An 11,791-nucleotide genomic window follows, 5' to 3' on the forward strand; every position below is an offset into this window, starting at 1 on the left:
ATCTTTAATTGGCGATGCCTTGGGCGGCCAACACGGCCAGATAGATCAACACCAGCCCGCAAGCGCCATGACTGACGCGTTGCCAGGTTGGAGATGCATTCTTGCGTAATAGATTGACCAACCCTGCGATCAGGAAACATGAAAGCACCGAGGCCAACATGAAACCTGCAAAGAACATCAGGGTTTGCCCGTGGCTCGGGGTGGCGCCGACGATGCCTGACAACGCGCTGCCCAGCGCGCCCCAATAGACAATGTTCTTCGGGTTGGCCAGCGAGATGGCGGCGCCCACTGCCAACGCATTTTTGCTGGACCCAGCCGACACGCTGTCTGCCTGGGGCAGGCGCCGTGCATCCATCAGGCTTTGCACGCCAAGCCAGGCCAGGTACAGCGCACAGGCAACAGTCAGTGGCACGCGCACGGCGTCATGTTGGATCAACAAAGCGATGCCGGTGAGGCCGATCACCGCCCAAACGGCGTCGCCTACCAGCGAACCGACCTGTACCAGCAGCGCCGGAGTAAAGCCATGCAGCAAGCCGCGGCGCAGGGTTTCGGCGAGCACGGCGCCGGGGGAGAGGCAAAAGACAAAACCGAATACCAGCGCATAAAAGAAGATCGACAGCATGCCCGCGTCCTTTCAGGAAAGTGCGAAAGCATACGCTGGCAGCGGCCAGCAAATCGACTGCTGAATGATCAAAACCCCTGATTCAGAGCGTCAGGCGCAACGCGAGAGCGGCAAGGGTGATGAGCAACACGGGCAACGTCAGCACGATCCCCACTTTGAAGTAGTAACCCCACGTGATGGTGATGCCCTTGCGCGCCAGGATATGCAACCACAACAACGTCGCCAGGCTGCCGATGGGGGTGATTTTCGGGCCCAGGTCGCTGCCGATCACATTGGCGTAGATCATTGCGTCCTTGATCACGCCCACGGCATGGCTGGACTCGATCGAAAGCGCACCGATCAACACTGTTGGCAGGTTATTCATCACCGACGACAGCAGCGCCGTCAGCAGGCCGGTGCCCAGTGCTGCGCCCCACACGCCATGGGCGGCGAAGGTATCCAGCCACGTCGCCAGGTAAGTGGTGAGCCCCGCGTTGCGCAAACCGTAGACCACCAGGTACATACCCAGGGAGAACACCACGATCTGCCAAGGTGCTTCCTTGAGCACCTTGCGGGTTGAAATCTTGTGGCCCTTGGCGGCGATCACCAGCAAGAGCAGGGCACACGCCGCAGAAATCGCACTGATGGGGATACCCAGGGGTTCCAGGGCGAAACAGCCGATCAACAGGATGCCCAACACCCACCAGCCGGCGCGAAAGGTGGCGCGGTCGTGCACGGCGCTGGCGGGGTCATCCAGGTCGGCCGGGTCGTAGGTCGCTGGAATATCACGGCGGAAAAACCACAGCAGCACCGCCAAGGTCGCTGCCACGCTCACCAGGTTGACCGGCACCATCACCGCCGCGTACTCGTTAAAACCGATCTTGAAATAATCCGCGGAGACGATATTCACCAGGTTCGACACGACCAGCGGCAGGCTCGCGGTATCGGCGATAAACCCCGCGCCCATCACAAAGGCCAAGGTCGCCGCCGGGGAAAACCGCAGCGCCAGCAGCATCGACATGACGATAGGGGTCAGGATCAACGCTGCACCGTCATTGGCAAACAGCGCTGACACCAGCGCGCCCAGCAGCACCATATAAGCAAACAGCCGCCGACCCCGGCCACGGCCCCAACGCGCCACATGCAGCGCTGCCCAGGCAAAGAAGCCCGCCTCATCCAGCAGCAGGCTGATGATGATCAGTGCGACAAAAGTGCCGGTGGCGTTCCAGATGATGTGCCACACCACTGGAATATCCGCCAGGCTGATCACGCCACAGGCCAACGCCAGGATTGCACCCAGGCTGGCGCTCCAGCCTACGCCCAGGCCTTTGGGTTGCCAGATGACCAGCACGATGGTGAGCAAGAAGATGCCAACGGCAATAAGCATGAATGTCCCCGAGAAGGCTAAAAAGAGCCTAAAGATTGACCTGCGCCAACGTCTATTAATTCAGCCACAAGTATCTGAAATTAAAATGAAACACGCGTGTCCTAAAGTGCCCGACCATTGATGATAAAGGAAGTAACCGCGTGACCCGTGCCACTCGCAATTTGCGCAAGACCCTCGATGCCGTCGCAGAAAATAACGAAACGGCGGCATTTGACCTGATGCGCGCCGTCGAAAAGCTTGGTGACGAGGTGCTGCGCCAACGCTTGCTCAATACCATCCACCGATTGAACCAGGATGCCTACGAACTGCGCGAGGCACGGGATTCGCTGGAGCTGGTGTCGGTCAGGCTTGCCTGAGCAAGATCGTTCAAGACAAGCCCCTTAAGTGACTGGCATGCTTGCCGACTGTCTGTCGATGAGCCGTCTCCATGCCTACCGCCTTACCTCACTACGCGTTCGCGCGTGGCGCAATCGCTGTTATTCCACTGTCTCTGGCGTGCGCGCCATGGGGCCTGTTGGCCGGTTCCATGGCTATCGATGCGCAATTTACGCCACTGCAAGCCCAAGGGTTGTCCGCCATTGTGTTTGCCGGCGCCGCGCAGCTGGTTGCCATCGGCATGGTCAAGAGTGGCGCCAGCCTGATTTCTATCGTGCTGACTACTTTGTTGCTGACGTCCCAGCATTTGCTCTACGGCATGCACATGCGACCGACCTTGTCGGCGCTCAATACGCGCTGGCGCATGAGCCTGGGCTTTTTGCTCACCGACGAATTCTTCGCGTTGGTCAGCCACTATGACCGCCAGACCTTTAATCGCTGGTATGCCTTGGGCGTCGGCCTGACGTTTTATATCGCCTGGAACCTGTTCACGCTGGCCGGCATCGTGCTCGGTAAAAGCATTCCCGGGCTGGATCAGTTGGGGTTGGAGTTCTCCATTGCCGCCACGTTTATTGCGCTGATCACCCCGGTGGTACGCGATGTGCCGACGGTGGTCTGCGTGGCGGTCTCTTTGCTGTGTTCGGTGTGGTTGAGCTTCCTGCATTGGGAGTCGGCCGTGGTGGTGTCTGGCTTGTTGGGCATGAGCGCGGGCTATGTGTGCAAGCGGCTGGGAGTGGGGCAGCGATGATCTACATCATGATTGTGCTGATGGGCCTAGTGGTGTTTCTCAACCGCTACCTGTTTATCGAACCACGCCTGCCGGTACGCCTTAATCGTGGCGCACGCGAGTTTCTCGGGTTTGCCGTGCCGGGGATGCTCACAGCGATTTGCGGGCCGATCATTTTTCTGGCCGATCACCAGCACCTCAACCTCAGCCCGACCAACCCTTACCTGTTGGCAGGTATCAGCGCGGTGGCATTGATGTACTGGACGCGCAACGTGCTGCTCACCGTACTGCTGAGCATGGCGTTGTTTTACCTGTTTCGTTGGCTGCTCTGATGCTCCCCCCTAAGCCTGGGCAAAAAAAAGCCCGCGGGAGGGCGGGCATCAAGGGAGACTTCTAAAAATGAGCCAGGCCACTATAGGCGGCGCATTCTCACTTTACAGTGAAACAAAATTCATCGTGCAGACAGCAAAGCAGCCCCAGACGGGGCTGCCATACTGCATCAGCTTTTCGCGTTGAGCTTGCGTAGTTCTTCGTAAGTGGCCGACTGGACGAACCAGAAACCCGAAATGATGCACCACGTCAAAGTGCCGCCCACCAAGACCGCCAGGCCCGACAGGAAGCTCGCGCTGAACATCGTAACCAAGCCAATGAGCCATACGAAGCCCAGTGCGATGTAGAGAACGGAGTTGTTGACGCTGATGACGAAATCTTTCATGACGCTTCCTTGTAGAAAATATCCCGTGGCCTCCTCAGTGAGACCAACGGCGACATCATAATGCCATGCCCGAGGGCGGCGCCAGCCTGATTGCTGCTCAAGTAAAGATGGTAGAGTCGCGTTTTTTTCCAACGGAGCGATGGCATGCATAAGGTGGTAGTTGGCGCATTGGTACTGGCAGCACTGGCCGGTTGCGCGGGATCGAAGATGCAGGACGCCCGCGCAGGCACACCTTACAAAACCCTGGCCTCGGACAAGGCGACCCTGGTGGTTGCCGAATGCATCCAGTTTGGCTGGCAGGACGAGACGGTGTTTGGTGTGGACGCCGGTGGTTTCAAGGAGCCTGTCGGCGCTGGCGGTTATACCGTGTACACCACGGGCGGTGACTACTTTGTCGATGTGCAAAGCGCTGGCGCCGGTTCGAGCGTGAAGTACTACGCAATCGAAGACACGATGCCTGCCAAGCGCCGTTTGGCGGCACTCGCAACCTGTCTGTAGTCCTTTGCCTTAGTGCTTTTGGGAAATGCCCGGCACGACACGCGTGGCACATTCGCTTATGATTCACACCGCTCGCCCGGCATGATGGCTCTTTACCAGTACACGGATGTCGAGGCTGGAAGGTCGGGCGAGCTTCCCCTCTTTCTCAGCGAGGCATGAAACCCAAATGCCAACGCCTGGGGATTTTCAATGACACCACGCCCAATAAACCCGCCAGTACACCGCTGACCCACAGCGCTTGAAGGCCCATTTGCTGCTCTAGCAGCGCGCCAATCACCGCACCCACGAACATTCCCGCCCACGGCACCAGTTGCACCCGCCAGCCGTTGCGGCGCTCGCCGAGCATCCATCGTCCCAATCCGCGCCCGAAGCGCGAGAGCGCCCCCGTTACGTAAGTGAGGCCCACCGGCAAGCCGTTGACCTCTTCTACGGCCGCATTGAGCATCCCCATCGCAATGATCGCCGCAAGCAGCGCAGGCAAGGCGTCAGTAGCGGGCAACAAGGCGCCGCCGCACAGCAATGCCCCGATGCACAGCAACAAGGGCAGGGCGTGTCGTCGCCCCAGCCGGGTAACCAGCACGCCCAGCGCATTGCCCAGTACAAAGGTGGCTATCAGCAACAGCAACCGCCCCGTCAGGCCCAGGTCTGCGGCACTGATCGCGACCGCCAGGCGTGTGGTGTTACCGCTCATGAAGGATACAAAGTCGCCGGTGGCCATAAAACCGATGGCATCCGTCATGCCGGCCAATACCGATAGGCTCGCCACCAGCATCAAGCCCACCCGGCCACGCCAGCGCTGATGGCGGGCAAGTACGGTGTTCGTAACGGGCTTGCGGGGCAAAGGCAGCATGGGGCCGGGCTCCTCGGTGAGACTATCCGGCCATCACGGTAGGACGCTTCGGCGACGTACGCAATAACCTTAGACGCGCTTGAGCTGCCACTCTCCATTGGCCCAGCTCAAGGTGTGCGTTGGCCGGATCGCCTGGCTGAACGCCTCATCATGGGACACGGCTATCACCGCCCCGGTAAACCCTTGCAGCGCCTGTTCAAAGGCGACCACCGATTCCAGGTCCAAGTGATTGGTGGGTTCATCCAGCAAGAGCAGTTGCGCGGGGGCTGCGCGCCACAGGGCAACGGCCATCGCCGCTTTCAGGCGCTCGCCGCCGCTGAGTTGCCCGGCAGGTTGCGTCACCCGCCGGGCATCCAGTTGCAACAAGGCCAGGCGCGTACGCAGTTCGGCTTCGACGAGCGGTGTGTCGAGCAGGTTGAGCTGTTCGATGAGGGAGCGCTGATCATCGAGCAGCCCAAGATATTGGTCGATGTAGGCGCTGGGCACATGCACGCTGGATTCACCGCTCACCGCCTGTAATTGGCCTGACAGCACCTTGAGCAACGTGGATTTACCGCAACCGTTTGGCCCACGCACGGCGACGCGAACGGGGCCCGTCAGGTGGATATTGAGGCTCGCGGGTGGCAACCAGGGCAGTTGCACATCCACGAGGCTCAGCAACTGTCGGCCGTTAGGCACCGTTGAGGCCGGGAGCGCCAGCAAGGTCGGGGAGTCTTGCGATACGCGCTCGTATGCCTGGCGCACCCGTGTGTCGAGCTCACGCTTGTGTTCGCTGTGAGCGCTGCGCACGGTGCTGTTGATCTCGGTAGCCGCGGCTTTCCACCTCGACCGGGTAAAGCGGTCGACGTTGGCCGTTTCGGCGTTCTTACGCGAGCGAGCAGCAGTGCGTTGCAGGGTGTCGTGGTTTTTTTGCAAACGTCGTTGCTCGCGGTTGCGCTCCAAGCGCGCATGGTCCAAGGCGGCAATGGCCGCACGCTGTTCAATTTCGCGTTGCGCACGATAGGCGTCGTAGTTGCCGCCATAGACCTGGGCCCCCTGGGGTGAAAGTTCGATGATGCGGCCCAGGGTGTTGAGCAGCTGCCGGTCATGACTGACCACGACCAAGCCGCCCCGCCAGTCCGCCAGCACACGCAGCAACCACTGGCGGCCCGCGCTATCGAGGTGGTTGGTGGGCTCATCCAACACCAGCAATTGAGGTGAGCTCAGTATGGCGCCGATGATCATGACGCGAGCCAGTTGACCGCCACTGAGTTGATCCGCCGGCGAGTCAGTCTTCAGATGTGCCAGCGCTGCGTTGTCCAGCGCAGTTCGCAAGCGTTCGGCGAGGTCCCAGCGCGCATCGATCAGTTCAAGGTCATCCACCTCGGCTGTGCCGTTGGCCATGCGTTCAAGTGCGGCCAGAATCGGCGCCGTTCCGGTGAGGTCGGCGACGGTGTCCCCCGGCGTCACCCCCACACGTTGTGGGACGTATGCCACGCTGGCCGTCACATGCACTGTGCCAGAGGTGGGTGAAAGCCGGCCGACGATCAACTTCGCCAGAATGCTTTTACCCCGACCGTTACGCCCCACGATACCGGTGGGGGTGTGGTCGATGGACAGGTTGAGGTCATCCAGCAGAGTTTCGCCATTGGCGAACTGAAAGGACAGGTGTTGCAAGGAAACCAGCGCGGGCAGCCGTTTGAAGTCAGTCATCAGCACCTCCAAAAAAATGTCGAACAGGCCAACAAGCTCGCCAGGCGGCTTGTTGCAGATACATTTTGGAAGGCTTAGTGATTCACGTCGGCGGTCATCCCGTGGGAATAAAGGTGGCCAAGACTAACGTGCCTTGGCTTTACCCTTCAAGTCGGCGGTCAGTTGTTCAAGGAACATAGCCAAGGCCACTTCCTCTGCCTTAAGCCCTTTGCGCAGTCGGGGCTTGGGCAGCCTGGACAGTTCGCCGAGGCTGAAATGCTCCAGCACGGCCGGGTGTATATAGCACTTGCGGCACACCGCCGGGGTGTTGCCCAACTGTTTGGCGACGTCCTTGACCATCGCCACCACATGCCGCTTGGCATCGGACTCCGGCTGCCACTCCAACTCCCGCAATACCGCTAGCGCCATCGCTGTACCCGCCCACGTGCGGTAGTCCTTGGCGGTAAAGTCGGCGCCAGTGAGGCTATGCAGGTAGGCATTCACATCGTGGGAGCTAACGGTATGGCGCTCACCGTCTTCGTCCAGGTACTGGAACAGGTTCTGCCCCGGTAACTCCAGGCACCGCTTGACCACCGTGGCCAGGCGCCGGTCCTTGACGCTGATCTGGTGCTCAACCCCGCTCTTGCCACGAAACTGGAACTTGATCTCGCTGCCTTTGACGTCCACATGGCGGGTGCGCAGGGTGGTTAGCCCGTAGGATTTATTGTCCCGTGCATACTGGGCGTTGCCGACGCGGATCAGCGTCGCGTCCAGCAGCATCACCACCGTGGCCAACACTTTTTCGCGGGTAAACCCGGGCTCAGCCATTTGCGCCTCCAACTGTTTACGCAGTTTGGGCAGCGCGTTGCCAAAGTCCTGAAGGCGCGAATACTTATCGCTGTCGCGGACCTCACGCCAGCGTTCGTGATAGCGGTATTGCTTACGGCCGCGAGCATCACGCCCGGTAGCTTGCAAATGGCCGCGAGGGTCGGCGCAGATCCACACATCGGTGTAGGCGGGCGGCACTGCCAGTGCGTTCAGACGCTGGATCTCTTTGGGGTCTTGGATGCGTGACCCCTTCGCATCGAAATACTGGAACTTGCCCCGCAGCGTTTTGCGGCGAATTCCGGGCTGGGTGTCATCAACGTAATGTAAATCGCGGGGCAAGTCGGCGTCGGGCATGGCAGGCGATCCTCAAGGCATGTTTGATTGACCGCAGCCGTGTGCGGTCGTGCCAAAAGGTTTCTACGCCAGTACCGCCACCGCCTTGATCTGTGCCCACAGCGCAAGGCCAGGGCGCAGTTGCAACTGGTCGCGGGAGAAGCGGGTGATGCGTGCCAGCAACGGCGTGCCGCCTGCGTTCAAACGCACAAGGACGTGGGCCTGGTTGTCTGCGCCTAGCTCCTGAACGACCGTCACCGGCAGGCGGTTGAGGATGCTGCTGTGTTCCTCGGCTTGCAGGCTGAGGCTCACGTCCCGTGCCTGCACCTTGACCCGCAACGCTTTGCCCAACACCAGTGGCGCGTGGGCCACGCGCATATGCAGGGGGCTGTCGGGCAGTTGCAGAGTCAGCAGTTGGTAATGCTCATCGTAGGCGCTGACGGTGCCATTGATGACCACCCCAGCGTCATCGCCCGAGGCCATGGGCAGGTCCAGGCGCGCCAGGGTTTCGCCGATGGGGCCGCTCGCCAGGGCCTTGCCGTCGTTGAGTAATACGATGTGATCGGCCAGGCGCGCCACTTCATCCTGGGCGTGGCTGACGTACAGCACGGGGATGTCCAGCTCATCATGCAAACGTTCCAGGTACGGCAGGATTTCACTTTTGCGCTGGCTGTCCAGGGCTGCCAGGGGTTCGTCCATCAGCAACAGCTTGGGGCTGGTGAGCAACGCGCGCGCGATACCGATGCGTTGGCGCTCACCGCCGGAGAGGTGCTGAGGGTGGCGGTCGAGCAAGTGGCCGATGCCCAGCAACTCAGTGGCATGGGCCATGTCCACGCGGCGCTGCTGACGCGGGATGCGCTTGAGGCCGAATTCCAGGTTGGCACGTACCGACAAGTGCGGGAAGAGGCTGGCTTCCTGGAACACATAACCCAGCGCCCGTTTGTGTGGCGCTACGAACAACCCGTTGCGGCTGTCTTGCCAGACCTCATCGTTGATCTGGATAAACCCGTCTTCAGCCCGCTCCAGCCCCGCGATGCAGCGCAGGCAGGTGGTCTTGCCCGAGCCGGAGTGCCCGTAAAGTGCGGTCACTCCCCGACCGGGCAAGTGCAAATCCACATCGAGGGCAAAGCCCGAATACTTGAGTTGCAGGCGCACATCAATCATCGCTATCAGCTCCAGCCCATCTTCGTTTTACGGCTGGAGTACAGCGCCAGCAATACCAGAAACGCAAACACCACCATCGAGCCCGCCAGCCAATGGGCCTGGGCGTATTCCATGGCTTCCACATGATCATAGATCTGTACTGAAACCACGCGGGTCTTGTCGGGGATATTGCCGCCGATCATCAACACAACGCCGAACTCACCGACGGTATGAGCGAAACCCAGAATCGACGCCGTGATAAAGCCTGGGCGGGCCAGGGGTAGGATCACGCTGAAAAACGTGTCCCAAGGATTGGCTCTCAACGTAGCCGCCACTTCCAAGGGGCGTGTGCCGATGGCGGAGAAGGCGTTCTGTAACGGCTGCACCACAAACGGCATGGAATAGATCACCGAGCCAATCACCAGCCCGGCGAAACTGAAGGTGAGGGTGCCCAAACCCAGCCACTGAGTGAACTGGCCGAAGTAACCGTTGGGCCCCATGGTCAACAGCAGGTAGAAGCCGATGACCGTCGGCGGCAACACCAACGGCAAGGCCACGACTGCGCCAATGGGGCCACGCCACCACGAACGGGTGCGCGACAGCCACAGGGCAATCGGAGTGCCGATGATCAGCAGGATCACCGTGGTCAGTGACGCCAGTTTGATGGTCAACCAGATGGCGGAAAAATCGGCACTCGATAGGGGCATTTAGAGCTCGTAACCGTAGGACTTGATAACAGCAGCGGCTTTTGGCCCCTTGAGGTATTCAACCAGCGCCTTGGCCGCGGCGCTGTCTTTACCCTTGTTGAGGATGACGGCGTCCTGCTTGATGGGGTCGTGCATCGACGACGGGACGATCCACGCCGAACCGCTGGTGACTTTGCCGTCTTTGTAGATCTGCGACAAGGCCACAAAGCCCAACTCGGCATTGCCGGTGGATACAAACTGATAGGCCTGGGTGATGTTCTGGCCTTCGACGATCTTGTCTTTGACCTTGTCGGTCAAGCCTTCCCTGGCCAGTACTTGGGTAGCCGCCAGGCCATACGGCGCGGCTTTCGGGTTGGCGATGGACAAATGCTTGAAGGCGCTCTGCTTCAAGACGTCGCCCTTGGCGTCCACATAGCCCTCTTTGGCAGACCACAGCGCCAGAGTGCCCACTGCGTAAGTGAAGCGCGAACCTTTGACGGTGTCGCCTTCGTTTTCGAGTTTTTGCGGGGTGGTGTCGTCGGCACTCAGGAATACTTCAAACGGCGCGCCATTCTTGATCTGCGTATAGAACTGCCCGGTAGCGCCATACGCTGCGACCAGTTTGTGGCCGGTGTCCTTCTCGAAGTCGGCAGCAATTGCCTGGATCGGTGCGGTGAAGTTGGCGGCGACGGCCACCTGGACTTCATCGGCGTGGGCTGAACCGAAAGCGAGGGCGGCGACCATTGCGGCCAGGCGTGAGACACGAATCATCATGAAGCAGCTCCTTGGGATGTACGGCTTGTTATAGGTAGAAGGTGATACCGCTATTTACGGGAATATATAGCGGTTCGCCATTGCCGGTACAGCCCAACGTTGCCTCAGATGTCAGTGGTGATTGAACTTGGCCAGCGCCTGTTCGGCCAATTCGCGAGTCAGATCATAAGTGGAGATGTCTTTGCCCAGGCGCAATGCCTGGCCTGACCACAGGTTGCTGAAACCGGCTTCATCCTTGGCCTTGAGCGGTATCAAGGCGCCACCCGCCGTAGGAAACGCCGGGGCGCTCGGGTTGATTGCGCCCAATTCGCGCATGACCCGGTTGACGATGCCTCGCGCTGGCCGCCCGGTGAACAGGTTGGTCAACGCCGTTTCGCTGGCCTGGGCGTTGCGCAGCGCATGGTGATGGGAAGGGGTGACGTTGGCTTCGGGCGTAAACAAATAGGCAGTGCCGATTTGTACCGCAGAAGCGCCCAACGCAAACGCGGCGACGATCCCGCGTGCGTCAGCAATACCGCCGGCGGCAATCACTGGCACGCTGACAGCGTCGACGATTTGCGGCAGCAGGGCGAACAGGCCTATCTGGGTGTTGAGATCGTCGCTGAGAAACAAACCGCGATGCCCACCGGCCTCGATGCCCATGGCGATAATGGCGTTGCAACCGTGCTGTTCCAGCCAGATGGCCTCCTCTACGGTGGTTGCTGAAGACAGCACTTTCGCACCCGTTGCTTTTACCCGGTCAAGCAGTGACTTTTCCGGCAAGCCAAAGTGAAAACTGACGACTTCGGGGCGGAACGCTTCGACCACCTGGCAGGCCGCCTCGTTGAATGGCTCGCGGTTGGACACGGGCGTAGGTGCGTCATAGTCCGCGCCCAGCTCACGATAGTAGGGCTCAAGCAGCGCCTTCCAGAGACGGTCGCGGGCGGGGTCGGCCTTGGGCGGTTGATGGCAGAAGAAGTTGACATTGATCGGCCGTGTGCTGGCCTGGCGGATGGTGGTCAACGCTTCGCGCAGCTGCTCATTGCTCAACGCCGCCGCTGGCAGCGAGCCAAGCGCGCCGGCGTTATTCGCGGCGATGACCATGGCGGTGGTGGTGCCCACGGCCATGGGGGCCTGGATGATGGGCAGTTCGATACCCAGCAGGTCAAGAAGGCGGGTGTCTGGCCAGGTGCTCATGGGATGCGTCTCCAGCGTTAGTGAGGC

Annotated in this window: 14 protein-coding genes; 4 read left to right on the forward strand and 10 right to left on the reverse strand. The window is 60.4% G+C overall.

From position 1 onward, the window contains the following. Positions 1–4: 4 nt before the first annotated feature. Both ICY20_RS24505 and ICY20_RS24510 read right to left on the reverse strand, forming a co-directional pair. Positions 5–622, reverse strand: a complete 618-nt coding sequence (locus tag ICY20_RS24505) for a LysE family transporter (protein ID WP_194938827.1) — start codon at positions 620–622, stop codon at positions 5–7. An 82-nt stretch (positions 623–704) separates the two neighbouring features. Continuing rightward, a complete protein-coding gene (locus ICY20_RS24510) occupies positions 705–1,988 on the reverse strand; it encodes an arsenic transporter (RefSeq protein ID WP_194938828.1) in 1,284 nt (427 codons plus the stop codon). Between the two features lie 140 nt (positions 1,989–2,128). Here ICY20_RS24510 and ICY20_RS24515 point away from each other — a divergent pair, with 140 nt between their 5' ends. From ICY20_RS24515 to ICY20_RS24525, 3 genes are all read left to right on the forward strand, one after another. Beyond that, positions 2,129–2,344, forward strand: coding sequence for a hypothetical protein (locus ICY20_RS24515; protein ID WP_159957391.1), 216 nt, complete (start codon positions 2,129–2,131; stop codon positions 2,342–2,344). A gap of 71 nt (positions 2,345–2,415) precedes the next feature. Next, positions 2,416–3,111: an AzlC family ABC transporter permease gene (locus ICY20_RS24520; RefSeq protein ID WP_194938829.1), complete on the forward strand. Its 696-nt coding sequence runs from the start codon at positions 2,416–2,418 to the stop codon at positions 3,109–3,111. Then, entirely contained in the window at positions 3,108–3,422 is a 315-nt protein-coding gene (locus ICY20_RS24525; RefSeq protein ID WP_159957395.1) for an AzlD domain-containing protein, read from the forward strand. The genes ICY20_RS24520 and ICY20_RS24525 overlap by 4 nt, the downstream gene beginning before the upstream one ends. 167 nt (positions 3,423–3,589) lie before the next feature. On the opposite strand, the gene ICY20_RS24530 is transcribed toward ICY20_RS24525, so the two are convergent. After that, positions 3,590–3,805, reverse strand: a complete 216-nt coding sequence (locus ICY20_RS24530) for a hypothetical protein (RefSeq protein ID WP_159957397.1) — start codon at positions 3,803–3,805, stop codon at positions 3,590–3,592. Between the two features lie 144 nt (positions 3,806–3,949). Between ICY20_RS24530 and ICY20_RS24535 the strand changes: the two genes are divergently transcribed. Further along, the gene (locus ICY20_RS24535) at positions 3,950–4,303 is read left to right on the forward strand and encodes a hypothetical protein (RefSeq protein WP_159957399.1); all 354 of its coding nucleotides are present in this window, start codon (positions 3,950–3,952) and stop codon (positions 4,301–4,303) included. A gap of 145 nt (positions 4,304–4,448) precedes the next feature. On the opposite strand, the gene ICY20_RS24540 is transcribed toward ICY20_RS24535, so the two are convergent. The 7 genes from ICY20_RS24540 to ICY20_RS24570 all read right to left on the reverse strand — a co-directional run bounded on the left by ICY20_RS24540 (position 4,449) and on the right by ICY20_RS24570 (position 11,764). Beyond that, positions 4,449–5,153 (reverse strand): YoaK family protein, encoded by a 705-nt coding sequence (locus ICY20_RS24540; protein WP_194938830.1) that lies wholly within the window; start codon positions 5,151–5,153, stop codon positions 4,449–4,451. A 69-nt stretch (positions 5,154–5,222) separates the two neighbouring features. Further along, a complete protein-coding gene (locus ICY20_RS24545; protein WP_194938831.1) occupies positions 5,223–6,845 on the reverse strand; it encodes an ABC-F family ATP-binding cassette domain-containing protein in 1,623 nt (540 codons plus the stop codon). A 123-nt stretch (positions 6,846–6,968) separates the two neighbouring features. Continuing rightward, on the reverse strand, positions 6,969–8,006 hold the full coding sequence (locus tag ICY20_RS24550; RefSeq protein ID WP_159957405.1) for a DNA topoisomerase IB: 1,038 nt from the start codon (positions 8,004–8,006) through the stop codon (positions 6,969–6,971). 63 nt (positions 8,007–8,069) lie between these two features. Next, entirely contained in the window at positions 8,070–9,149 is a 1,080-nt protein-coding gene (gene modC, locus ICY20_RS24555; protein WP_194938832.1) for a molybdenum ABC transporter ATP-binding protein, read from the reverse strand. 5 nt (positions 9,150–9,154) lie between these two features. After that, entirely contained in the window at positions 9,155–9,835 is a 681-nt protein-coding gene (modB, locus tag ICY20_RS24560; protein WP_194938833.1) for a molybdate ABC transporter permease subunit, read from the reverse strand. Continuing rightward, positions 9,836–10,588 carry a molybdate ABC transporter substrate-binding protein gene (modA, locus tag ICY20_RS24565; RefSeq protein WP_194938834.1) on the reverse strand — a complete coding sequence of 251 codons (753 nt, stop codon included), beginning with the start codon at positions 10,586–10,588 and terminating at the stop codon, positions 9,836–9,838. Positions 10,589–10,699: 111 nt separating this feature from the next. After that, on the reverse strand, positions 10,700–11,764 hold the full coding sequence (locus ICY20_RS24570; RefSeq protein WP_159957421.1) for an NAD(P)H-dependent flavin oxidoreductase: 1,065 nt from the start codon (positions 11,762–11,764) through the stop codon (positions 10,700–10,702). Between the last annotated feature and the right edge of the window lie 27 nt (positions 11,765–11,791).

This window comes from Pseudomonas pisciculturae (assembly GCF_015461805.1).
GTDB lineage: Bacteria > Pseudomonadota > Gammaproteobacteria > Pseudomonadales > Pseudomonadaceae > Aquipseudomonas > Aquipseudomonas pisciculturae.